The 23,841-nt window shown below is 71.2% G+C and carries 19 protein-coding genes and 1 riboswitch; of the genes, 9 read left to right on the forward strand and 10 right to left on the reverse strand.

Annotation, left to right across the window (positions count from 1 at the left end; all coding sequences use genetic code 11):
• The first annotated feature begins 220 nt into the window (after nucleotides 1-220).
• The 3 genes from OOZ19_RS07535 to OOZ19_RS07545 are packed head-to-tail and all read left to right on the forward strand — an operon-like array spanning nucleotide 221 to nucleotide 2,341.
• Complete coding sequence (locus OOZ19_RS07535; RefSeq protein ID WP_266089290.1) at nucleotides 221-613, forward strand: hypothetical protein; 393 nt, start codon at nucleotides 221-223, stop codon at nucleotides 611-613.
• Nucleotides 614-623: 10 nt separating this feature from the next.
• Complete coding sequence (locus OOZ19_RS07540; RefSeq protein WP_266089291.1) at nucleotides 624-1,733, forward strand: polymorphic toxin type 44 domain-containing protein; 1,110 nt, start codon at nucleotides 624-626, stop codon at nucleotides 1,731-1,733.
• A complete protein-coding gene (locus OOZ19_RS07545) occupies nucleotides 1,712-2,341 on the forward strand; it encodes a hypothetical protein (RefSeq protein WP_266089292.1) in 630 nt (209 codons plus the stop codon). The genes OOZ19_RS07540 and OOZ19_RS07545 overlap by 22 nt, the downstream gene beginning before the upstream one ends.
• Before the next feature lie 78 nt (nucleotides 2,342-2,419).
• Here the strand turns inward: OOZ19_RS07545 and asnB are convergent, their stop codons facing one another.
• The 7 genes from asnB to OOZ19_RS07580 form a co-directional block, all read right to left on the reverse strand.
• Entirely contained in the window at nucleotides 2,420-4,249 is a 1,830-nt protein-coding gene (asnB, locus tag OOZ19_RS07550) for an asparagine synthase (glutamine-hydrolyzing) (protein WP_266089293.1), read from the reverse strand.
• 230 nt (nucleotides 4,250-4,479) lie between these two features.
• Nucleotides 4,480-5,319 (reverse strand): patatin-like phospholipase family protein, encoded by an 840-nt coding sequence (locus OOZ19_RS07555; protein ID WP_266089294.1) that lies wholly within the window; start codon nucleotides 5,317-5,319, stop codon nucleotides 4,480-4,482.
• A gap of 74 nt (nucleotides 5,320-5,393) precedes the next feature.
• Nucleotides 5,394-6,038: a GOLPH3/VPS74 family protein gene (locus OOZ19_RS07560; protein ID WP_266089295.1), complete on the reverse strand. Its 645-nt coding sequence runs from the start codon at nucleotides 6,036-6,038 to the stop codon at nucleotides 5,394-5,396.
• A gap of 212 nt (nucleotides 6,039-6,250) precedes the next feature.
• Nucleotides 6,251-7,516: an MDR family MFS transporter gene (locus tag OOZ19_RS07565; RefSeq protein ID WP_266089296.1), complete on the reverse strand. Its 1,266-nt coding sequence runs from the start codon at nucleotides 7,514-7,516 to the stop codon at nucleotides 6,251-6,253.
• The gene (locus OOZ19_RS07570; protein ID WP_266089297.1) at nucleotides 7,513-8,616 is read right to left on the reverse strand and encodes a PLP-dependent cysteine synthase family protein; all 1,104 of its coding nucleotides are present in this window, start codon (nucleotides 8,614-8,616) and stop codon (nucleotides 7,513-7,515) included. The genes OOZ19_RS07565 and OOZ19_RS07570 overlap by 4 nt, the downstream gene beginning before the upstream one ends.
• Nucleotides 8,613-9,455, reverse strand: a complete 843-nt coding sequence (locus tag OOZ19_RS07575; protein WP_266089298.1) for a Rossmann-like domain-containing protein — start codon at nucleotides 9,453-9,455, stop codon at nucleotides 8,613-8,615. Before OOZ19_RS07575 ends, OOZ19_RS07570 begins: the two co-directional genes overlap by 4 nt.
• Nucleotides 9,456-9,605: 150 nt before the next feature.
• A riboswitch (cobalamin riboswitch) is annotated at nucleotides 9,606-9,773 on the reverse strand.
• A 305-nt stretch (nucleotides 9,774-10,078) separates the two neighbouring features.
• Complete coding sequence (locus tag OOZ19_RS07580) at nucleotides 10,079-11,485, reverse strand: class I SAM-dependent methyltransferase (protein WP_266089299.1); 1,407 nt, start codon at nucleotides 11,483-11,485, stop codon at nucleotides 10,079-10,081.
• A 784-nt stretch (nucleotides 11,486-12,269) separates the two neighbouring features.
• Here OOZ19_RS07580 and OOZ19_RS07585 point away from each other — a divergent pair.
• A complete protein-coding gene (locus OOZ19_RS07585; RefSeq protein WP_266089300.1) occupies nucleotides 12,270-12,593 on the forward strand; it encodes a hypothetical protein in 324 nt (107 codons plus the stop codon).
• Nucleotides 12,594-12,926: 333 nt separating this feature from the next.
• A complete protein-coding gene (locus tag OOZ19_RS07590) occupies nucleotides 12,927-15,152 on the forward strand; it encodes a terpene synthase family protein (protein ID WP_266089301.1) in 2,226 nt (741 codons plus the stop codon).
• Between the two features lie 62 nt (nucleotides 15,153-15,214).
• On the opposite strand, the gene OOZ19_RS07595 is transcribed toward OOZ19_RS07590, so the two are convergent.
• A complete protein-coding gene (locus tag OOZ19_RS07595) occupies nucleotides 15,215-16,138 on the reverse strand; it encodes a CPBP family intramembrane glutamic endopeptidase (protein WP_266089302.1) in 924 nt (307 codons plus the stop codon).
• A gap of 47 nt (nucleotides 16,139-16,185) precedes the next feature.
• Complete coding sequence (locus OOZ19_RS07600) at nucleotides 16,186-16,761, reverse strand: DUF3887 domain-containing protein (protein ID WP_266089303.1); 576 nt, start codon at nucleotides 16,759-16,761, stop codon at nucleotides 16,186-16,188.
• A gap of 296 nt (nucleotides 16,762-17,057) precedes the next feature.
• Here OOZ19_RS07600 and OOZ19_RS07605 point away from each other — a divergent pair, with 296 nt between their 5' ends.
• The 4 genes from OOZ19_RS07605 (at nucleotide 17,058) to OOZ19_RS07620 (ending at nucleotide 22,946) form a co-directional block, all read left to right on the forward strand.
• Nucleotides 17,058-17,825 (forward strand): class II glutamine amidotransferase, encoded by a 768-nt coding sequence (locus OOZ19_RS07605; protein ID WP_266089304.1) that lies wholly within the window; start codon nucleotides 17,058-17,060, stop codon nucleotides 17,823-17,825.
• A 350-nt stretch (nucleotides 17,826-18,175) separates the two neighbouring features.
• Entirely contained in the window at nucleotides 18,176-19,783 is a 1,608-nt protein-coding gene (locus tag OOZ19_RS07610) for an APC family permease (RefSeq protein WP_266089305.1), read from the forward strand.
• 587 nt (nucleotides 19,784-20,370) lie between these two features.
• Nucleotides 20,371-21,585: an LLM class flavin-dependent oxidoreductase gene (locus tag OOZ19_RS07615; protein ID WP_266089306.1), complete on the forward strand. Its 1,215-nt coding sequence runs from the start codon at nucleotides 20,371-20,373 to the stop codon at nucleotides 21,583-21,585.
• Nucleotides 21,582-22,946, forward strand: a complete 1,365-nt coding sequence (locus OOZ19_RS07620) for an NtaA/DmoA family FMN-dependent monooxygenase (protein WP_266089307.1) — start codon at nucleotides 21,582-21,584, stop codon at nucleotides 22,944-22,946. The genes OOZ19_RS07615 and OOZ19_RS07620 overlap by 4 nt, the downstream gene beginning before the upstream one ends.
• A gap of 272 nt (nucleotides 22,947-23,218) precedes the next feature.
• On the opposite strand, the gene OOZ19_RS07625 is transcribed toward OOZ19_RS07620, so the two are convergent.
• Complete coding sequence (locus OOZ19_RS07625) at nucleotides 23,219-23,743, reverse strand: hemerythrin domain-containing protein (RefSeq protein ID WP_266089308.1); 525 nt, start codon at nucleotides 23,741-23,743, stop codon at nucleotides 23,219-23,221.
• Nucleotides 23,744-23,841: the final 98 nt, after the last annotated feature.

The following is a 23,841-nucleotide window of genomic DNA, read 5'->3' on the forward strand; positions in this document are numbered from 1 at the left end:
GGCGGCGCAAAGACCGATGTCATCGATCCGGACCCCGTGATCCGGATCGACGACGCGACGGACCGCCGTTCCGGGTTCGTCCGCCGTCGATCCAGAGATCCGATTGATCCGATCGGGGCATGTTCACACCGAACACGCCCCGCGACTCCCCCGCCGCTGTCTAGCTTTCCAGGAGGTCCGCCCCGCTCCCAGTCCGGTTGGACAGCGCGGAAGCGCGGACGTGGCGGAGGGGACGGATGCGGTGGGCGGCATCAGGACACAGCTCAACCCCGGCGACGACACGCCGGACGACGACGGTGGTGCGATGCAGGTGAACACCGCCGTGCTCAAGGCGTGCGGTGACGCGTCCGCCGACATCAAGGATCGGCTCGACGGCGCGCGCAAGACCGTCGAGGAGAGCGGGGCCGCAGCGGGCACCGCGCTGTCTCGGGAGAACTTCGTGCTCGGCCGGGCGCTGAGCGGGGCGACGGAGACCTGGCGTTCCCAGGTCGACACGCTGGTGCTCGCCTGCGCCAAGCTCGACGCGGAACTGCACGCGACGGCGGAGGGCCACGAGGCCGTCGAAGCCGAGAACGAGATGACGATGGCCGACATCGCGAAGCACTTCGAGTGAGGAGTGGCAGTTGCTCAGCTACGACGACGTCCGTCACGCCCCGCTCGAAGAGCTCGCGAGCTGCGTGTCCGATTGGACGGACCTGATCGGCAAGTTGAAGACCCTCGACGGCGACATCCACGAGACCGTGCTCAAGCCGGTGCAGACCGCGGGGTGGCAAGGCGACGACGCTCAGGCGGGCATCGCGTTCATCGACGAGACGGCGAAGGAGTTCGGCGACGCCGCCGCCGAGGCCACCGGAATCCGCGACATCCTCCGGGAGGCGCACGACGCGATCAAGAAAGCGCGGGACCGCCTCGTGGAGATCGCCGACGTCGACGCGCCGGCGAAGGACCTCGTCGTCAACGAGAAGGGCGAAGTCCGCCCGAAGTCGGCGGGACCGGGCGCGGATGTCGCCTACCGCGATCAGATCGACGAGATCAAGAAGGAGATCGAACGCGCCCTGATCGCGGCCACCGAGGCCGACGAGAACGCGGCGTTCGCCTTGAAGTCCAACGTCGACGAAAAGCACGACTTCAACGCACCGGAGCAACCGACGCTGGCCGCGGCCGAAGCGGCGGAGAGCGAAGCGCGGTTCCGCGAATCGGAGAAGTACATCTACGACGAGATGATGCGCAACCGCGACTCCGACACGACGGAAATGATCAAGGAATTGCTCCGGCCGAAGGAGTGGTACGAGTTCGGCCGCGACCCCGGCGGGGAGACCATCGCCGCCCTGGCCATGTGGGGCAACAAGGTCCGCCCCGGCGCCGAGTGGGACCACAAACCGCTGCTGGAGGAGAAGTTCGGGCTCGACGCCAAGGAGGAGTACCAGTTCAAGGTCCCCGGCGAGAACCGCACCACCAGCTACGACATCTGGTCCAACATCCACTACGGTTACGTCGGGCGAGCCGCCGGCATCGACGAGGAGACCTTGATCGAAGGCGCGTCGATCGGGGAGGGCGTCGGCGAGGACGACCAGGGCGACCAGCTCACCATGCGGGCCGGGATCGAGATCTACGACAAGTACGGCGACGACCTCACACCGGAGCAGTTCCACACCGAGGTCATGAAGACCATCAACGAGATGGAAGCGCAGAACGTCGAACAGGTGCAGGAATGGCAACCTCGGAAGTACTGACGGCACGGCGCCCGCGTCGCCTGATGGTGGCCGTCGGCGCGACCGTGCTCCTGCTGCTGATCGCGGTCGGGGCGTGGAACCTGCCGTTCGCCGGGCAGTGGCGGGAAACCCGTCCCGCCGCGGAACTGCTGCCCGCTGAACCCGGCACTCCGGGTCAGTGGCGGCGATCCGCCGACTTCACACCCGCGGCACCGTCGATGACGGGGCTGCGGGACCGGTGGACCCGCGTGTGGAAGGACGCGGCGGTCGACGGCCACGAACCGGGGTACGACGAGACCGCGCACCGCTTCGCCTCCCCGACCTGGGCGTGGGTGACGTTCCGCCTCGGGGATCCGCGCGACAGGTACGAGGAGAAGTACGACCGCGTCACCGAGGTCCCGGCGCCGACGCCGGCGGGAGCGGACGAGTCGCGGTTCTACTGCGCCCGCTTCGACGGACGTCCAGGGGAGTGCGTGCGCTGGTACGCGTGGATCCGGTACGGCCAGTACATCGTCTCCCTCACGGCCGATCCGCTCGACGGAACCACGCCGGAACGCACCGGGGCGCGCTTGGAGCGGATCCTCGCCGAGGCGGACCGGACGTTCACCGCGGCGACCGCCGGCGGATGACGGCGGTCGCCGCGGGTTCTCAGCGGTTTCCTCGCACTGCGCAGGAGGAAACCGCTGAGAAACCGTTGAATCGACCCGTCAGGCGAGCTTGATCGTCGGGTTGCGCTGGTCGAGCCAGGTGGCGATGTCCAGCACCCGCTCGATGGCGTTGCGCTGCTCGTTGGCGATCGTCTTCCCGTCGGCCTGCGTCGCGGCCTTGAGCTGGTCCTTGTCGTAGAAGTCCAGCACCCGGTGGTTCGAGGCGATCAGCTCGGCGGCCTGTGACTGGATCGCGGTGAGGTAGTTCGGGTCGAAGCTGCCCGGGTAACCGCTCTTCTTCCGGTCCGCCACCTCGTCCGGCAGGGTGTCGCGGGTGGCGCCGCGCAGGAGGCTCTTCTCCCTGCCGTCGTAGGTCTTGAGCGACCACGGCGTGTTGAACACGTACTGCACCAGCCTGTGATCGCAGAACGGCACCCGGACCTCCAGCCCGACCGCCATGCTCATCCGGTCCTTGCGGTCGAGCAGGGTCTGCACCATGCGCGTCAGGTGCATGTAGCTGACCTGGCGCATCCGCTTCTCCAGCCCTGTCTCCCCGTCCTTGATGGGGGCCGAGTTCAGCGCGGCCGAGTAGTTGTCGCCGATGTAGGCGCCCAGGTCGAGCTGCTCGGTCAGTCCGCCGTCGAGCAGCCCGCCGGGGTTCAGCGGGGAATCGACGAGCCAGGGGAACGTGTCGGCCGTGCGCTGCCGCTCGTTGTGGAACCACGGGTAGCCGCCGAAGATCTCGTCGGCGGACTCGCCGGAGAGCGCGACCGTGGACTGCTCGCGGATGGCCTTGAACAGCAGGTACAGCGAGTTGTCCCGGTCGCCGAGACCGATCGGGAGGTCCCGCGCGCCGACGGCGGCGCTGCGCACCGCCGGGTCGGACAGCGCGGCGCCGTCGAGCATGATGTTCTCGTGGTCGCTCTTGACGTGCTCAGCGACGGCCTTCACGAACGGGGTGTCCTGAGTGGGTGCCACGTCGATGGCCCGGAAGTTCTCGGCCTGGTTGGGGAAGTCCACGGCGAAGCTGCGGACGTTCTCGCCCTGCTCGGCCAGCTGCAGCGCCGCGATGGCGGTCATGGCCGAGGAATCGAGCCCACCGGAGAGCAGGGTGCAGCGCGGCACGTCGGCCACCAGTTGGCGGGCGATGATGTCGTCGAGCAGCTCGCGGACGTGCGCGACGGTGGCCGCGCGATCATCGGTGTGCTCGCTGACCTCCAGCTGCCAGTAGCAGCGTTCGCGCAACCCGTTGCGGTCCACGACGGCCAGGTGACCGGGTTTGAGCTCCCGCATGCCTTCCCACGCGGCGAAGCCCGGCGTCTTGGCGAACGAGAAGATCTCGCGCATCCCGTCGAGGCCGATCACGGGGTCGACCGCCGGGTTCGCCAGGATCGCCTTCGGCTCGGAGCCGAACAGCACGCCGTCGTCGGTTTCGTAGTAGTAGAACGGTTTGATGCCCATCCGGTCGCGGATCATGACGAGCTTCTCGGTGCGCTCGTCCCAGATCGCGAAGGCGTACATGCCGTTGAGCTCTTCGGCGAGCCGCTCGCCCCATTCCAGGTAGCCGCGAAGCACGACCTCGGTGTCGGAGTCGGTGTCGAAGCGGTGCCCGCGCCTGCGCAGTTCGTCGCGCAGCTCGGTGAAGTTGTACGCCTCCCCCGAGTACACCATCGCGACCGCGCCGTCCGGGGTGTCGACCTTCATCGGCTGTGTGCCGCCGGGCAGGTCGATGACGGCGAGCCGCCGGTGCCCCAGCGCGGCGTGCGGAGCGACCCAGGTTCCCGCGGCGTCCGGTCCGCGGCAGGCCATCGTCTCCGTCATGTCCCGCAGCACGCCGTCCCGCGTGCCGAGATCACGTGCGTAGGAGACCCAACCGGTGATGCCACACATACGACCACCTCAACCCATGTAGATAGCTACCCAAACTAACTAGGCATCAGCACGCTATTCCTCGGGTTGTTGATCAACGATAGAGCGATCGCGTGACGCAGTGTGACGTTACGCACAGATTGCAAGAAGTGGAGGCATGTTCCGAAACCTTGTGAACTGGATAAATGGGACGCCGCTCATCCCCCGTGCGCCAAAGCCGCGATCACGACAGGTGACACCCGGCGTCGCGGCTACGTCCACACGGCTCGCACCTGTTCGGCGATCTCCGGAGCCTGAGCTCGCCCGGCTCGTGCGGCGGGCCCTCGCCGCGCGGGGTCGAGGGGGTTGCGGCCCATGGCCTTCTTCGCGGCCGAGCCGGGGCTCACGATCACCGAGCGCACCGCGCCGCCGAGCGCCGCGACCTGTGCCGCGGGACGGTCGGCGCGCCGCACGGCCGCCGTCGTGGGGGCGATGACCACGAGTCGCTCGCAGCCCGCGGCGAGGTCCGCATTGGTCGCCGAGCGCACACCACCGTCGACGTAGCGGCGCCCGCCGATGGTCACCGGCGGCCACACCAGTGGTACCGCGCAGCTGGCCGCGACGGCGTCGACCAGCGGTACGCCGCTGTCGTCGTCGAAGACGCGGACGCTTCCCGTTTCGGCGTCGACGGCCGGGATGGACAACCGCTGCCGGGGCCAGTCGTGGTGCGGTAGCCGCTGTTCGATGACGGCGCGGCGTTCGGCTTCGGGAACGGTGTCTGCTCGCAGCGCCGCTCGCCCGAGCCAGGCCCGGGCGCGCTCCCGATCACCGGGCCACGCGGACGCGGCCACGAAGCGCACCAGAGCCGCCGGGCTCAGGTGCGCTGCGATCTCGCCGGACGCTTCGCGCAGCTGGGCCTCGTGGAGCTCGTCGAGCCGGGCGCTGCTGGTGATCTGCGCCGCGACGGTGGAACCTGCCGAGGTTCCGACGACGACGTCGGCCGCAGACAGGTCCAAGCCGAGCTCGGCGAGTCCTCGCAGCAGACCCGTCTCCCACGCCACGCCCGTGACCCCACCGCCGCCGAGGACCAGAGCTCGCCCACCGCTGTCCATCCGGCGAACGATATCCGCTCCGGGCGCACTCCGCGATCAACGAAACCCGGGCGCGGAGCGGGTCGGGCGGTCGTTCAGCTGGTCGCGCCTGCCCGGCGCGCTGCGATGGAGTAGTCCAACGCCTTGCGCAGCCGGGGGAGGTCGGCGTCGACGCGATCGGCCACGGCCCGGACCACCTCGCGGTGCGCGCGGCGTTCCCGCGGGCTGAACGCGGTGCGCACGTCGCCTTGGAGGGCGAACGTGGCCAGCACCGCGTCCTCGATCGCGATCCCGGCCGGGTCGTGACCGCCCAGCACCGCGTCGCGCACCCGTTCCCGCAGGGCGCGGACCCGCTCCGGATCGGGCACGGCGATGTCGTGGACCGGGAACAGGCCCAGCGCCCGGCGACGATCGGCCGTGATGACGCCGGTCGAGGCGAGCAGGTCGCGGACGGTCGCCTCCGCCGTGTGCCAGCTGTGGTCCACGACGGTGAACCAGCGGCGCGGACGGTCCGGGGACACGTGGTCGAGAACCTCGGCCAGGAACGGATCGTCCGGGACTTCGGTGCTGGTCCGCTCGGCTTTGCCCGCCCGGTCCCGGAGCCGTCCGCTGAGGGCCAGGTCGGCCACCGCGGCGGCGCGCACGAGCTGACCGCGCACCAGTGCGCTGCTGGATTCGATCCGTCCCTTCGCCACGTCGTAGCAGAGCAGGTACATCTGGTGCGGCAGCGGCTGGTTCATGTCGTTTCCTCGCGACTCGGCCGGGACGGTTCCCGGCGTGGACGAAGATCAGTCAAAACCGTGCCGCCGCGGCAGGGTCAAACACGATCGCGGCAAGAGCCCGCGGAAGTGGCTCAGGTCATGCGATCCGGGATCGAGGCCGCCGCTGGATGCCTGGATTCCCGTGGTCGGCCGCCCAGGGGGATGCACCGCCGCACGGGAGGTCCGGCTCGTCACGTGGTCGTGGGCTGCTCCTGGCGCGCCCGGTCCAGCGCCCCGCGACGCTCCATGAGCGCGGTGCCCCCGGCTCCCGCCAAGCCGACCAGCAGCAGCACCAGCCACGGCAACCACCGCACGCCCGGCTCCTCGAACGCGTCGAGCAGCGCTCCGGCCAGCCAGCTCACGCCCGCCGCCACCAGGCTGGAGACGAGGTAGTAGAAGCCGTAGTAGGTGCCCGCGAGCCGTTCGCTGCCGATCTCGGGCAGCAGCTCCATCGCGAACGGGTTCGTCATGGCCTGCCCGACGGTGAACAGCACGATCGCGATCACGACGGGGACGAACGCCAGCGCCGTGCCGAGCGCTCCCGGCGCCGGGAGGCTTTCGGGCAGCGCCGGGGCCGCGAGCATCAGCGGCACGAACGAGGCGCCCATGCAGCACAGGCCCAGCATGATCGAACGTCCGGAACTCCACCTCCGGCGGCACCACTCGGTGATGCGGACCTGGCCGAACACGCCGATCACGGTGGACACCCCGAACACCACCGCGATCGACCACGCCGCGCCGGACACGCGCCGCGCCTCCAGCGGCAGCGTCAGGTAGAGCTGGTTGTACAGCGCGAAGTACGCCGACAACGACAGCGTGAACCCGAGGAACCGGCGGTTGAGGACCACTTCCCGCCAGCTGCCCAGGACGCTCTGCTGCTGCGACTCGACCTCGCGGTGCGGCAGCACCAGCAGCTGCGCCGCCGTGAGCACCGCGAACGCCACGCAGGCGACCAGCGCGATGATCCGGAAGTCCACCGCCAGCAGCGCCGCGCCGAGCAACGGGCCGACCAGGGTCCCGGCGTGCTGGAAGACGTTGAACACGGCGAACACCTCGGCGCGCCGCTCCCCCGCCTCGTGCATCAGGTAGGTGCGCACCGCCGGGTTGAACAGCGCGCCGGCCAGTCCGGTGAGGATGGCCGCCGCGAACAGGCCGGGCAGCGAGGTGAACACCGCGAACAGGCCGAACGACACCACCCGCAACGCGCACCCGGCGATGATCATCGGGCGGCAGCCGAGCCGGTCCGCGGCGGTGCCGCCGAGCAGGAACATGCCCTGCTGACTCAGGTTCCGGACGCCGAGCACCAAGCCGACCACGGCTGCGCCGTAACCGAGGTTCCCGCTCATGTACGCGGCCAGGAACGGCATCAGCATGTAGAAACCGACGTTGATGCCGAACTGGTTGATCACCAGCAGCTTGGCCGCCGGGGACAGCCTGGCGAACGCGGCGCGATTCACGGCCGCACCTCGCAGACCGGGCAGCCCGCCGTACCGGCGGTGCGATGGGCGCAGGGATCGACCACCTTGCGCGACCTCCTCCAACTCGTCTTGGTGTCCACTTCGGACGATATTCCGTCCATTTCGGATGGTTCGGTGACCGGCTCGGGAAGACCTTGGGCGGCGTGGAGGTCCGCGTCGTAGATCGTCTGCCAGTAGCGGTGCGGGCCGTCCGGGAACACGGCGGCCACCCGGTCCGAGCCCAGTTCGCGCGCGCACCAGGACGCGACCAGCGCCACCGCGCCGGTGCTCCAGCCGCCGGTGGCGAACGCCCCCGCGGCCAGCTTCCGGCAGCCCGCGACGGCCTCCGCGGACCCGACCCAGTGCACTTCGTCGAATGCCGCGTAGTCCACGTTGCCGGGATGGATGCTGCTGCCCAGCCCGCGCATCAGCCGCTTCGCCACCGGATCGCCGAAGACCGTGGAGCCCGCCGCGTCGACCCCGACCAGCCGGGCCTCCGGACGGCGTTCGCGCAGCACCTGCGCGATCCCGGCGCTGTGGCCGCCGGTGCCGACGCTGCACACCACGACGTCGAGGTCGTCGAGCTGGTCGAGCAGTTCGTGGCCCAGCCCGCGATACCCGCTGACGTTGTCCGGGTTGTTGTACTGGTCCGGCCAGTACGGGTCGGGCAGTGTCGCCATCAGCTCCCGCACCCGCTCCAGGCGGGCGCGCTGCCAACCGCCCACCGGGTGCGGCGAGCGCACCAGCTCCACCCGCACGCCGTACGCGGTGAGCAGGGCGCGGGTCATGTCGTCGAGCTCGTCGTCGGCGACGACGACCACCGGATGCCCCCACGCCGACCCGACGCACGCCAGCCCGATCCCCAGGGTGCCGCTGGTGGATTCGACCACCGTGCCGCCGGGGCGCAGCTCGCCGCGCTCGCGCGCGCCCGCCAGCATCGCGTGCGCCGCCCTGGCCTTCATGCCACCGGGTGCCACGCCCTCCAGCTTCGCCCAGAAACCCGGGTGCTCGAAGGAGATCGGGGTGGTGACGCGCAGCAGCGGGGTGTTGCCGATCAGGTCCAGCGGCGACTCGCACCGGGCCGGTGCCCGATCGATCATCGCGGCGCCTCGTAGGTGTGGATCGTGGTCTCCTCACCGGAGAGCCAGAAGAACGGGTACGGCTCCGCGGACAGCGCGTGCACCGGGCCGCCGAGCAGTTCCCGCAGCACCGCGGCCCCGGTCTGGGCGAACAGGGTCAGCGGCAGGTCGCGTGCCGCGCAGGCCGCGGCGATCTCGTCGAACGTGCCGTTGCCGAGCACCATGCCCGAGGCCAGCACCGCGTCGGCGCCCTCGATCGCCGCCGCGTGGTCCTCCAGGATCGGCTCGTCCCACTCGGTCCGCCCGCCCTTGAGATCGCACGGGACGCAGGTCAGCCCGCGTTCCCGCAACGCGGCGAGCAGCGAGTTCACCACGCCGATCACCGCCACCCGGCCGCCCTCGCGGGCCTGGGTGATCGCGGCCACCGCGCGCGCCCGCGCCATCGACTTCGCCAGCGAATCCCCCGCCGGAACCCGCACTTGGCGGGCCAGCGGATGCGTGCCGTGCGGAGCGGTAGCGGCGAGGTAGGCGTCCAGCGCGGCCACCCGGACCGGGCGCAGCGGGTGCGCCAGCAGTTCGGCGATGCTGCGCCCGACGGTGTCGCGCACCGCGTCCTCGTCGAGCGCACCGGGTTCGACGGCGCAGGACCCGACGGCCGAGCCGGCCCGCACGCTGAGCACGGTGTTGACGTAGCCGGTGCCGCGACCGGTGTGCCGGGCCGCCTGCACCGTCAGGAACGCCACCGCGGCCGTGGTCTGCTCCGGTGCTTCCCCTTCGGCGCCGCAGAACGCGCCGGCCAGGGCGGACTCGATCAACGAGTCCGAATAGGACTGATCAGTGGTGGCAGGAACAGGACGCACGTGTCTCCCGAAGCCGGTCCGGTCAGGAACGAACGAAGGCGGGCTATGCCCGCGGGAGACCGCAAGGGTCCGAGGGGAAAGACGCGCCTGCCCGGCGCGATGCGTCGATGCGCAGCACCACGTACCTCCTCCGGAGCTCCGCGACCCCGTACGAATCGGTACGACGATGCCAGTGTCCTGGCTCGTGGATCAGAACCCGGCCTCCGGCCTTCCCACCCGGTCGGGCAGTGGCACGGGTGGAAGCAGGCTCCCCACTCACAGTGGCGGGACCGCGCCGGAGTCACACCGGCTTCCTGAACACCGTCGCTTGAACGGGTGAAAAGTTCGCAGTCCCGCTGAGGAATGTCAAGTGCGCCGGGTGCCCGAACGCAGTGGCGGCAGCACGCGGAAGCCGCGTCCGCGCAGGCACGAGCGCCGGAATGGCGGTGCCACCGAGCCGAACATGACGTCGACGACCCTTGCCGGAACACCGGAGCGGATGCTCGCGCGGTGTTCCGGCAAGGGCCGTGCGTGACGTCCGGACGGGCTGCCGCGAACGGCGCGCCCGAGCCCGTCGGACGTTCGACCGGAGGAGTTCCCGGCCGTTCCGGGGAAATCCGGGCGGAATTCCGCCGGAGCCGGGATCAGACCGCCACCGCCCCCGCTTCTCCGCGTCCGGCGGCGCGGCGGCGGGCGGTGAGGAACAGGAAGGAGTCGGGTCCGCTGGAATCCACCACGTCCAGTCCCACCGCGCCGAACGCCTCGGCGATCGCCTCCGGCTCGAACGACCGCAACCCGAACACCCGCTCGTGGCACTGCTGGAAGTAGCGCTGGAACGCGCGCGCCCCCGGGCGGTACGTGGTCACCGTGAAGGTGCCCGCCGGATGCAGGCAGCGGGCCACCTCCGCGATCACCCGGTGCGGCTCGGGCAGCAGGTGCAGCGCGTCGGAGCAGTTCACCGCGCCGAGGAAGGCGTCCGGGAACGGCAGCGCCCGCGCGTCGCCCTCGGTGAACAGCACTCCCGGGACCGCCGCGCGCGCCACCTCCAGCAGCGGCGCCGCGGAGTCCAGCCCGAGCACCCGCTCCGGGCCGACCTGTTCGGCCAGCACCCGGGTCCAGCGCCCGGTGCCGCAGGCCACGTCCAGCACCGGTCCCGGCGCCGGGCGCAGGTTCCGCCGCAGGTAGGCGTCCTCGTCCCACGCCGTGACCGACCGGTCCCAGTTCCCGCCCGGCACCGCACCCGACTCCGGGCGCAGCAGCTCGAGGTGGTGGCCCGTCGACGACTCGTGCTCCAGCAGCCGCCGGTAGGCGCCGAGCGCCGGTTCGACGGGTTCGGGCGGCTCCGGCAGCTCCGGCCAACCGAACTCGCGGTGGATCTCGTGCTCGGCACGCGCGCCTTGGTAGGCGCGCAGCGCGGCGGTCTCGGCGTCCCACAGCTCGGCGAGCTCCGCACCGGTCCGGACGGGGCCGATGATCGGCGCGCGGCTCTCCCAGTGCGCCGGGGACGGCCAGGCCCGGCCGATTCCGGCCGCACAGACCGGATCGGTGAAGTCGGGGACGGTCAAGCAGCGGCGGAGCCGGGCGGCGTCGTGCTCGTCCAGGTCTCCGGGCACCACCGGCATGATCCGGTCGCGCTGCTCCGGCAGGTGCATCAGCAGGTGCAGCAGCGCGGTGCGCAGGCACTGCTCGGTGTCGGCGCGGTCCAGCAGCCGCAGCTGCGCGTCGAGCCGGTCGCCGAGCACGCCCTTGATCTGGCCCGGCAGGTACGAGCTGCTCGCGTCGTCCCCGAGCAGCACGCCCAGCAGCAGCGCCACCCGCGCCCGGTTGGGGTGCGGCGGGCCGATGAGGACCTCGACCGGGCCGACCAGGTCGGCCGGACCGGCCGCCGCCGGGTCGAGCAGTTCGCGGGCGAGCCGGGCGAAGGCGGCGTCGGACACCTGGCGGTCGCGGTGCACGAGCGCAGCGCGCAGCCCACCCCACTGCGCCGGATCCGGCGCCGGGTCCGGCTGGGCTGTGACCCGCGGGATGCCCGGTTGCTCTTGAGCACGCATCTGCTCGACTCCTTCGCTGTTGCACCGGGACCGGCCGTGCCGGGCGAATCCGGCTCGGCGCAGTCGAATTCGGGGTGACCGGAGAACTCGGTCCCGCTGGAGAAGCAGGTCCCGCTGGAGGACTTCGGCGAGCGCGGGGCACTGGCAGGTCCGCGGTGTCCGAGACGGGATCGCGGCGGCAGGCGCGTCGTTGCGCCGAATCGCGGCCGGCGGAGATTCGCACAGCGCCGGTGGGACGCCCGGACTTCCTCGTCCGAACGGGAAGCACCCGGTACCCGGCGGTCCCTCGGGGAACGCCGGTCCGGGAAGACCGCGATGAATCCATCATGGACCAGCCGATCCCGCCACGACGACCACCGAAAGCGTTTTCCTGCGTCCCCGCGTTGAGTGATCGCGACCGCGCACTCGATCACGGACGGTCGAACTCGGATCCGGGTCCGCGTGAGACCGGCGGGACGCCCCTGCCACCAACGGGTTGTGGTGCTGGATCTTCCTTGCCAGCACCGACCCGGCGCTGACACGCTCGGCCACGCACCCCCGGCGCCCCGAGCATCCGGCAGGCGCCCTCCCGGACCCGGCCCGATCAACCGGCCACCCGCGGGCGAACTCGCCGCCACCGCGCGAGATCCGCACCGGGTCCGCCTCGGCCATCCGGCAGCGGACTCGGCCCACGCCCTCCTGCGCGGGCGGGCTCGCGGTCCGCGTTCCGGAGCACTTCCCCGCAATTCCACTGTGGACAGATGGGAGCGAGCACGATGCGCGATCGGTTACCCGAGCCGTCGGCGTGGAACGCGCGAACGGCGGCGGGCCGATGACCGGCGCCGGCCGTGGCGACGGCGCGGACCTGGGCACCGAGATCCAGCGCGCCCGAGCGATCCTCGGCGACCTCTGCTTCGGTTCGACGGCGCGCCACCCGGACGACCGGATCCGCGATCACCTCGAACTGGATCCCGCCGAGATCACCGAACTCGAACTGGAACTGCGCAGCCGCCACCGCATCGACCTCGACCTGTGGGGTGTCTACGACCACACCTTGAGCGAGCTCGCCGCACTCCTGTCCCGCGCCACCTCCCCCGAGTCCGGAGGCCCCCAGAACCTCGACCGCTGATCGGTCGACGCCGCGATCACCGCTGTTCGTCCGGCCGGGTGGAACCGATGGCCGGTGATCACCGGTGCGACCGCCACCGCCGAGGCTCCTCCACCCGATCAGCCCAGCGCCGGTCCGGTTCAGGACACGCTCCGGAGGGAGCGTTGGGCCGGGCGAGGAGGCCCGCCTCTCGATCGAGTGCACCTGTGGTCGCGATCTTGGCCGCCGGTTCGAACTCTGGTTGCCTGCTCCATCGAGACCCTCCCCGCTGGGCCGTCAGGACGATCCACCGCGGATCACGGGCCCGAGCGAAACGATCCCCGCCGGACCGGCGGAGTTAGGACAGGTGCGCACGTGCAACCGTTCCAGCTGCCCGAGTTCTACGTGGCTCATCCGGCGAGGCTGAACCAGCACCTGCAACGCGCCCGTCGCCACACCAAGGAGTGGGCCTACGAGCAGGACATGATCGACGTGCCGCAGCAGGGCATCCCGATCTGGGACGAGCACGACTTCGACTCGCACGACTACGCGCTGCTGTGCGCCTACACCCACCCGGACGCGCCCGGCCCCGAACTGGACCTGGTGACCGACTGGTACGTGTGGGTCTTCTACTTCGACGACCACTTCCTGGAGCTCTACAAGCGCACCCACGACATGGCCGCCGCGCAGGAGCACCTGGACCGGCTGACGCTGTTCATGCCGATCGACGGCGAGATCACCGAAACCCCGCGCAACCCGGTCGAAGGCGGGCTCGCCGACCTGTGGAACCGCACCGTGCCCGCGCGCTCCGAGGACTGGCGGCGGCGGTTCGCCGAGAACACCCGCCACCTGCTCGACGAATCGCTGTGGGAACTGCACAACATCAACCGCAACCGGCTGTCCAACCCGATCGAATACGTGGAGATGCGCCGCAAGGTCGGCGGAGCGCCGTGGTCGGCGAACCTGGTGGAGCACGCGGTGAACGCCGAAGTGCCCGCGGGCATCGCCGCGTCCCGGCCGATGGAGGTGCTGCGCGACACCTTCTCCGACGCCGTGCACCTGCGCAACGACCTGTTCTCCTACGAGCGCGAAGTCCTCGACGAAGGTGAGCTCTCCAACGGGGTGCTGGTCTTCGAGCGGTTCCTCGACTGCACCACGCAGGAGGCCGCCGAGGCCGTCAACGACCTGCTGACCTCCCGCTTGCACCAGTTTGAGCACACCGCGCTCACCGAGGTGCCCGCGCTGTTCGAGGAGCACCAGGTGGACCCGGTCTCGCGCGCCGGTGTGTTCGCCTACGTCAAGGGCCTGCAGGACTGGCAGTCCGGCGGGCACGAGTGGCACATGCGTTCCAGCAGGTACATGAACGGCGGCACGCGCGACGAACCCGTGCCCGCGAACGGGTTGAGCGGACCGACCGGCCTGGGCACCTCCGCCGCGCAGATCGCGACGTCGGTGCTGCGCACCGCGCCGCAGCGGGCCCGCTCGTTCCGCCACGAGCCGTACCAGCGGGTCGGCCCGGTGCCCCGCCAGGACATGCACATGCCGTTCACCGCGAAGTCCAGCCCGCACCTGGAGCACTCCCGCGAGCACACCGTCGAGTGGGCGCACCGCATGGGCATGCTCGACGGCACCGTGTGGGACGAGCGGCTGATCCGGGACTTCGACCTGGCGCTGTGCGCCTCCGGCATCCACCCCGACGGCTCCGCGGACGAGCTGGACCTCAGCACCGACTGGCTGGCGTGGGGCACCTACGGCGACGACTTCTACCCGGTGGTGTTCGGGCGCACCGGCGATGTGGCCGCCGCCAAGGTGTGCACCGAGCGGCTGCCGCTGTTCATGCCCGTCGAGCAGGAGGCGACACCGGTACCGGCGAACGCGCTGGAGGTGGCGCTGGCCGACCTGTGGCGGCGCACCACCGCGCCGATGGGCGTCGACGCGCGCCGCACCTTCCGCCGCACCATCGAAGTGATGATCGACAGCTGGTTGTGGGAGCTCGGCAACCAGGTGCAGAACCGGATTCCGGACCCGGTGGACTACATCGAGATGCGCCGCCGCACCTTCGGCTCGGACCTGACGATGAGCCTGTGCCGCCTGTCGCACGGCAACGCGGTCCCACCGGAGATCTACCGGACGCGCACGCTGCGCTCCATCGAGAACTCGGCCGCCGACTACGCCTGCCTGCTCAACGACGTGTTCTCCTACCAGAAGGAGATCGAGTTCGAAGGCGAGCTGCACAACTGCATCCTCGTGGTGCAGAACTTCCTGGACTGCGACAAGGACCGCGCCGTCGCCGTCGTGGTGGACCTGATGAACGCGCGGATGAGCCAGTTCCAGCACGTCGTCGCCGAGGAGCTGCCCGCCCTGTTCGAGCAGTTCGACCTGGACGCCGGCGCCCGCGAGGTGCTGCTCGGATACGTGGAGGAACTGCGGAACTGGCTGTCGGGCATCCTCGTGTGGCACGACGGCTGCCACCGCTACGAGGAGTCCGTGCTGCGCCACCAGCCCGCGGCGGCACCGATCGTGGCGGCGGCGGTGCTCGGCGGGCCCACCGGCCTGGGCACCTCGGCGGCCCGCATCGCTACGACGCTGAGCAGGACGTAGGAACCGGGCTCGACCGGGCGCGGTGATGGCCGGCCGCGCCCGGTTCTGCTCGGCGGTCCGCCTCAGCGATCGACCGGGTCCGGCGGGCCGGGCGGGCGCTCGGCGGGAGCGAACCGCCCGGTGCCGACGAGGATGACGACGAGCACCAGCGGCACGATCCACCCGCTCCACCCGAGGATCGTCGCCTGCGTGGTGTCGACGTGCTCCCCCGCCTCGGCGAAGAGCAGATAGCTGCCGGCCGCCGCGTTGAACGCGGCGTGCGCGAGGGCCGCGGGCCACACGGATCCCGACCGGAGCCGCAGCCAACCGAAGACCGCGCCGACCAGGATGCACATGCCGATCATCGCCGTCACGCCGAGCCAGCCCGGCGCATCCGGGTAGTTGTACCCGAGCAGGATGAGCGGAGCGTGCCAGCCGCCCCAGATCACGCCCGTGATCAGCAGAGCCGGGAGCGGACCGAGCGGCATCAGCTTCGGCAGCAGCCATCCCCGCCAGCCGAGTTCTTCCCCGAGCGCCGGGACGAGGTTGAGCAACGCCGCCAAGGGGATCAGGGCGAGCTGGACGGCGATGAGCGCGCCGACCGGCATCGGGAGCTCGGCCGATCCCGTTCGCTCGTCGAGGAGCTGCCGGAACGCGGAGAAGCCCGTGAAATCGGCCGGGTAGACCCCGAGCAGCGCGCCGACCGGGAGCGCCACCAGCACGAGCGCGATGGACACGCCGATCCCCAGACCTGCCCAGCCGAGCACCCTCCGGGCCGGACGCAGCGGCCACAGCCCCAGGGTCCACGTCATGCGCTGCGGCCGTTCCACGAAGCGCACGACGACGAGCGCGGCGATCGCCGGGGTCGTCATCATGGCGACGGACACGACCGGGAACCAGGGATCGGCGAGCCCGCCGCCGAACCAGAGCGGGAGCGCGACCAGCCAGGACAGCGCGACGGCGAGGGCGATGAACACGCCGGTGGATCGCAGGTCACGGCTGCTCATGCGTCCTCGGGGCGCGGATGTCCTCGACGCGGCCGGAAGTTCGACGCTCACGACGTCCGCCCCTCGACGATGTGCAGGCCTGCGATGGTCCGGTCGTCGCGGAACGTGATCCGCGCCGTGTAGTCGCCCGCCTCCAACGAGAGCGGCGTGTTCGTGATCGTCACGTCGCCGGCTCGGGCGACCTCAGGTTCGCCGTGCCCCTCGAACTCCCCCGACAGTCCGACGAGTTGCGCCCAAGCGGCGGCGAGCGCCTCTTCCGGCAGGCCGTCGCGCATGGTCGGGTCGAACTGCTCGGTGACGCGCGACCACCGCGCGGACGCGAGATCGTCGATCACCGAGACGGCCAGTTCGGCAACGCCGTGCAGTGGCGTGGTGTTCATCGGTTCCCCTGTTCTCGGGTCGGTCGGCTTGCCGTAGCGCTGGAACGCCGCTTGCCTGCTCACGCCCAGCGCATCGCCGACGACTTGCCACGTGGCTCCGCTCTGGCGCGCCTGCTGCACGACGGCGCGCACGACGTCGTCGGCAGCCGCCTGGATGCGCACGGCGCGTTCGATCGAGCCGGCCCAGTCGTCGCCCGCCGTCAGGACGCGCGACGCGAGCAACGCCTCCGCGTTCGCTGTCAACTTCCGCAGCGAGTCTGTCAAGTTTCCTTGCACGTGTAAACCCTACATTGACAGTCGCTGGTGCGCCAGGGGCGTGCACGCGAAGGGCGGCCTGATCAACACCATCGAACCCCGGCCGGGTCGACCACGGTTTCGCGTCGGCACTCACCCGGTCCTCGCGACCTGCGCCCTGGATCACACGGCGGCGATCCGAGGACGCCGCACGATCGAGGCGTGCAGTATTTTCGTTCCAGGAGCGGGATTTCCGAGGAGGATTCCCGGCAGCTCGTCGCCCCCGGGCCGGATCAGGAGTCCTCATGTGTCGTTTGCTCGGTGTCGTCGCTCGGCGGCCGGGGCCGCTGGGCGAGTTGCTCGCGGAGGAAATCCCGGAGTTCGTCGCCCTGTCCCGCGAGCACGGCGACGGCTGGGGCGTGGCGTCGTGGTCGGGCACCGCGCCGGCGGTGGCCCGTGACGTCGACGCCGCGCACCGCTCCGCGCGGTTCGACATGGTCCAGCGCACCACGACCGACGCGGGCCTGCTGCACATCCGGATGGCCAGCGCCGGATCGCCGCTGACCGCGCAGAACACGCACCCGTTCACCGGGCAGCGGATGGCCTTCGCGCACAACGGTTTCTTCAGCCCCCGGGACGCGCTCGACGAGTTGATCCCAGCCGATCTGCTGGCCACCGCGACCGGCGACACCGACTCGGAGCGGTACTTCCTGCTGCTGCGCGGCCTGCTGCGCGAGCACGAACCCGCGGCGGCGCTCGCGCTCGCCGCCGAGCGGATCCGCCTGCGCGCCACCGCGTTCGCGAGCCTGAACTGCCTGCTGCTGACCGACGACGCCCTCTACGCCTACTCCGAGCAGGACCTGGACTCGGAAGTCACCCGTCGTCGCGGCCCGGACTTCTTCCGACTGCGCTACCAGGTCACCGACGAGCGGGTGGTCGTCGGCTCCAGCGGCATGCCGAACGCGCAGCAGGGGTGGACGGAGCTGCCCGAGCGCCACGTCCTGGAGATCCGGCGCGGCGACCTCCGGGTCACCGTGCACCCGACCGCTCCCCAGGTCGCCGCCGCCTCGTAGTCGCCAGGACGGGCCGAATGCCGCACCGCCTTGCGCCCCAAGGTGATCCGTCGTCGCCCTGACCGGAGTGGACGCTCGGCCCACGCGAGGCCGGACTCCGCCGAATCCCACGATGCGGCATGAAATTCCCGACTATTCGGGAGGATCCGGACAGGAGCGCGGAGGGTCGCGGGCGGATTTTGCCGACGAATCGCGCGCTGCGGTAGAAACGATCACGCACTTGATCAGCAAGCGCTCGTGACCGCCGACATCGTTGTGGTGGAACGAATCTCGCTCGTGACGCACGCGGGCACCTCTCCGCCTGAGCGCGGTGCTCTCGCGCGTCCTCACCTCTCCCGGGAAGCCGAAACATGAACAGCCCCGCGCCCGCAGCACCACCACCATCCACGTCGGAGGCCCCGGCCCCGGAAACGCGCTTGCGCAAGGACCTCGGCTTCTGGAGCCTGACCGCGATCGGGTTCAGCGGCATCATGGGCTCGGGCTGGCTGTTCGGCGCGCAGTACGCCGCGCAGGCCGCCGGGCCCGCGTCCGTGCTGTCCTGGCTCGTCGGCGGCGGCGCGTTCACCCTCATCGCGCTCGTGCTCATCGAGCTGGGCGCGTCCCGCCCGGTCGCCGGCGGGATCGTGCGGTGGCCGTTCCTGTCCCACGGCCCGCTCACCGCGGCCGTCGTCGGGTGGTCGGTGCTGCTGGCCACCAGCAGCGCGACCGCGGCGGAGGCCTCCGCGATCACCCAGTACGCCAGCCACTACCTGCCGTGGTTGTACGAGGACGACGCGCTGACCGCGCCCGGCGTGCTGCTCTCGGCGGCGCTGCTGGCGCTGGTGATGGTGTTGAACTGGTTCGGCGTGCGGCTGTTCGCCCGGATCAACTTCGCGCTCACCGCCATCAAGTTCACCGTGCCCGTGATCACCCTGGTGGCGCTGCTCGTCTCCGAGTTCAGCGACGGCAACGACACCGTGAACGCGGGCGGCGGTTTCGCGCCCTACGGCTGGTCGGCGGCGCTGAGCGCCGTGGCCACCGCCGGGATCATCTACACCATCAACGGTTTCGCGCCGACGATCGACCTGGCCGCCGAGGCCAAGGATCCGCGCCGGGACATCCCGCGCGCGGTGCTGACCGCCATCGGCCTGGCGGTGCTGCTCTACCTCGGGTTGCAGCTCGCGTTCCTGTTCGCGGTGCCGGAGGGAACGCTGGCCGCGGGCGGCTGGCACGGCATCGACTTCAGCTCCCCGTTCGGCGAGCTCGCGCTGCTGCTGAACCTGGGCTGGCTGGCCGCGCTGCTCTACGCCGACGCCGTGGTCTCCCCCGGTGGCGCGCTGCTGGTGGGCATCGCGGGCAACAGCCGGGTCACCTACGCGATGGCGCGCAACGGCGTGCTTCCGCAGTCGGTCACCCAGGTGCATTCCGGTTCCGGGGTGCCGCGGGCCGCGCTGCTGGTGAACTTCCTGCTGGCGCTGGTGCTGCTGGCGCCGTTCGACGGCTGGCAGGACATCATCGGCGTGGCGGGCAGCCTGTTCCTGCTGAACTACTCGGTGGCGGCGGTGTCCGCGGCGGCGTTTCGGCGGGCCCGCCCCGACGCGGTGTCCGGCTGGGTGCCGGGGATGCGCTGGATCACGCCGCTGAGCTTCGTGGTCTCCGCCGAGATCATCTACTGGTCGGAGTGGGAGAAGCTGAGCGTGGTGCTGCCGCTGGCGGTGCTGGCGGTGCCGCTGTTCGCGCTGGTCACCAAGTACCGCGGGGCCTACCTCGGTCAACTGCGCCAGAGCGCCTGGCTGATCACCTACCTGGTGGTGCTGTTCGCGATCTCGGCGCTCGGCGGCTTCGGCGGCACCGGGCTGATCCCGGCTCCGGTGGACACCGCGCTGGTCGCGGTCGTCGCGTTGCTGATCTACTTCTGGGGCGCCCGCTCCGGCGTCCGGCACCTGGCGGGCTCCGAGGCCGACGAGCTCGCGGAGTAGGCACACGACCTGCGTGCGGGTCGGGTAGCGGAACCTCAGGTGTCTTCTCGCTGCGGGATCGTCTTCCCGAATGGCTCTGCCACGAGGGAGAATGCCGTCCTCGCGAGAGGACACCTGAGAACCCGCCGGTGGTCACCTTGCTCACGTGGGCTCCGCGCTCCGCGCAGGCAGGCACGGCTTCGCCGCAACGCAGGCTGGCTTCGCCGCCCGAACAAGAAGCGGTCCGCAGGAATTCCCGACCCGGGCTGGCCGTCCCGCATCGTGGCCATCTGGCCGCGAACTTGACGTGGAACGGCCGCGTGAACGTAGAGTTCTTGGTGCGGTGAGCGAGAAATCCCGTTTCCACGGCGAGCGCCGGTGGCGGTGGCTCCCCGCCGGCGGCGAGGGAGGGATCGATGCGGGCACCGGTGCACGGACCCGGATTCCGCGGCGCCAGGCGGCGGTACGTCGACCTGCTGCGCGTGAGCAGCGCGAGCTGTCCACGCTGACCGGAAGACCCGCGTCCACCGCTGCGAAGCCCGGCGGGCCGCCCGTTCCGGCCCGCGTCCGCCCGGCGCGCTCCCACCGCAGGAGAGGTCTGCCCTCGCATGTCCGAGAACCCGCTGCACCTGGCCGTCGCGCTCGACGGCGCAGGCTGGCATCCCGCCGCCTGGCGCGATCCGCGCACCACCCCGGAAGCCCTGTTCACGCCCGGATACTGGACCGCGCTGGTCCAGGCTGCCGAGCGGGGCCTGCTCGACTTCGCCACGATCGAAGACGCGCTGGGCCTGCAGTCCGACGACCACCTCAGCCGCACCGACCGCCGCACCGACCGGGTGCGCGGGCGGCTCGACGCCGAGCTGATCGCCGCGTTCACCGCGCCGCTGACCAGCCGGGTCGGGCTGGTTCCGACGGTCACCACCACGCACACCGAGCCGTTCCACATCGCCTCCGCCCTCGCCACCCTGGACCACAACAGCCTGGGCCGGGCCGGTTGGCGGGTGCAGACCTCCGTCCGGACCGACGAGGCCGCGCACTTCGGCCGCCGCGCGCTGCCGGAGATCCGGCGCGACGCCCTCGGCACTCCGGAGGCGGACGCTGCGGTGGCCGACCTGTTCGAGGAAGCCGGCGACGCCGTCGAAGTGGTGCGGCGGCTGTGGGACAGCTGGGAGGACGGCACCGAGATCCGCGACGCCGCGACCAACCGGTTCCTGGATCGCGACAAGCTGCACCACGTCGACTTCAGCGGGCGCTTCTTCTCGGTGCGGGGGCCGAGCATCGTGCCGCGGCCACCGCAAGGCCAGCCGCTGGTCGTGGCGTTGGCGCACGCGCGGGCCGCCTACGAGCTGGCCGCCAAGTCGGCGGACGTGGTGTTCACGACGCCGCGCAACGCCGCCGAAGTTCCGGGGATCGTCGCCGAGGTGCGCGCCGCCGAGCGGGCGGTGGGCCGCACGGGTGCGCCGCTGCGCATCCTGGCCGACCTCGTGGTGTCGCTGGACGCGGACGCCGCCGAAGCGCGGGACCGGCTCGACGAGCTCGACGGCCGGCCGCTGCGCTCCGACGCGGCCGTGGTCGCCGGTTCGACGACCGAGCTCGCCGACCTGGTGCAGGAGTGGCGCGCGGCGTCGCCGGAGCTCGACGGCTTCCGGCTGCGGCCCGCGGTGCTGCCCACCGACCTGGACGCCATCGCCGACGGCCTGGTGCCCGAACTCCAGCAGCGCGGCGCGTTCCGCTCCGCCTACGACACCGACAGCCTGCGCGAGCGGTTCGGGCTGGCCCGCCCGGCGAGCCGGTACGCGGCGAACGAGGAGGTGGCCTGGTGAGCGCGGACCGCAAGCAGGTGATCCTGGGCGCCTACTTTCCCGGCGTCAACCACGACACGGTGTGGAGCGACCCGGCCTCGGGCAGCCACATCGACTTCGCGTCCTTCGAGCACTGGGCGCGCACGGCGGAGCGCGGCAAGCTGGACCTGCTGTTCCTCGCCGAAGGGCTGCGGTTGCGCACCCGCGGGGACGCGATCTTCGACCAGGACGTGGTGGGGCGGCCCGACACGTTCACCGTGCTGGCCTCGCTGGCGGCGATCACCGAGCACGTCGGGCTGGCGGGGACGATCAATTCGACGTTCAACGAGCCCTACGAGCTGGCGCGCAAGTTCGCCTCGCTGGACCTGCTCTCCGGCGGGCGGGCCGCGTGGAACGTGGTGACCAGCTTCGACGCGCCGACCGGGGAGAACTTCCGGCGCGGCGGGTTCCTGGCTCCCTCGCAGCGCTACGAGCGGGCCGGGGAGACGCTGGAGGCGGTCCGGAGGTTGTGGGACTCGTGGGGGTCGGACGCGGTGGTGGCCGACCGGGACGGCGGGCGGTTCCTGCGCGACGCGCACGTCGGCGACTTCGCCGTCCAGGGCAACCAGTTCGACATCGCGGGCAGGTTCTCCACGCCGCGATCCCCGCAGGGGCATCCGGTCGTGCTCCAGGCCGGTGAATCGCCCGCCGGTCGGGACTTCGCCGCGAAGCACTCCGACGCGATCTTCTCCCGGTACCAGCAGTTCGACGAGGCGCGGGCGTTCTACGCCGACGTCAAGGCTCGGGTGGCCAAGGCCGGGCGGAACCCGGATGAGGTGAAGATCCTGCCGTCGGCCGCGGTCATCCTCGGCGACACCGAGGCGGAGGCGCGCGACCGGCACGCCGACATCCGCAACCGCCAGGTGGACCCGCTGACCTCGATCGTGCTCGCCGAGATGGTGTGGAACCGGGATCTGTCCGATGTGGACCCGGATGGCCCGGTCCCGGACCTCGAACCGACTCCGGACGCACCGAAGTGGATCAAAGGACGGGCGCCGCTCACCCAGGACGCGCACGCCACCGCCGAAGCCTGGCGGGAACTCGGCCGCGCCGAAGGCCTGTCGTTGCGGCAGGTGGTGACGAAGGTGTTCGACCGCAACGTCTTCGTCGGCACTCCGGGGAAGGTGGCCGCCGAGATCGAGCGGTACGTCGAGCAGGAAGCGGTGGACGGGTTCATCCTCGGCTCGCACGTCAGCCCGTCCGGGCTCGACGAGGTCGTGGACCGCGTGGTGCCGCTGCTGCAGGACCGCGGCGTGTTCCGCACCGAGTACACCGGCACCACGCTGCGCGACAACCTCGGGCTTGAGCCCGCCGAGCGCTTCGGCGAACCCGCCACGTCCTGACGGCGGCGCCGCACCTCCCGCGATGCCCTGACACCGAGGTGAACGGCCTCTTCGCCCGATCCCACCGGGCGAAGAGGCCGTTCGCCTCACGGGTGGAATCGGAACCGCCCGGCCGCCCCCGCCGGTGGACGTGGAGCTGCCACACCCCCGCGTGCACGGTTCGTTGCCGTTGCTCCGGCAGGACGACGACCTGCACCGGGCGCTGTCCGAGTGGGAACGGGAGGCCGAGCTCGCGCCGACCGCGCGGTGAGCGCGGCCGGCGCCGGGCGGAATCAGCCGATGCCCGGGGCCGGTCCCAGCGAGTTCAACGCCGCGACGATCGTCCGCTCCTCGTACCGGAAGTGCGCCTCCAGCTCCGCCGCCAGCCGGTCCAGTTCGGCACGCACCGCGTCCGGATCCGAGCGTCCCGGGTAGTAACCGCGCACCAGCTCGCCGAGCTCCGCCTGCATCCGGTCCACTTCCCGGTGCTGCTCGCCGAGCTCGGCGAGCGCCGGCGCGAGTGCGGGAAACCGCTGTGCCAGCAGGGGAAAGGCGCCGCGGTCCTCCCCGGCGTGGTGCTCGGTGAGCGCCGAGCAGAACGTCCGGCAGTGCGCGCGCAGCTGCTCCCCCAAGTCCGCGACGGCGCCGTCGCGGTCCAGCCGGTCGCGCAGCGCGGCGAGTTCCGCGCGCAGCCATTCGTGGGCTTCCACCAGGAAATCGCCCATGCCGCGGGCCCAGACCCCGTTCGCGGGGAATTCGTCGATCACCTGGTGCCGGGAATCGGGCACGTCGGCGGTGGATTCGTTCTCGAGCGTCATGGAGTCCTTCCCATTCGATCCATCGGACCGGAGGGGGCGGATTCCGCCGGAGGAGGGCGCGCGGAGGCCGGGTCGAACGCGCGGGGAACACGCCGACC

Origin of the sequence: Saccharopolyspora sp. NFXS83, assembly GCF_026241095.1 — a bacterium.
In the GTDB taxonomy this organism is placed as follows: domain Bacteria; phylum Actinomycetota; class Actinomycetes; order Mycobacteriales; family Pseudonocardiaceae; genus Saccharopolyspora_C.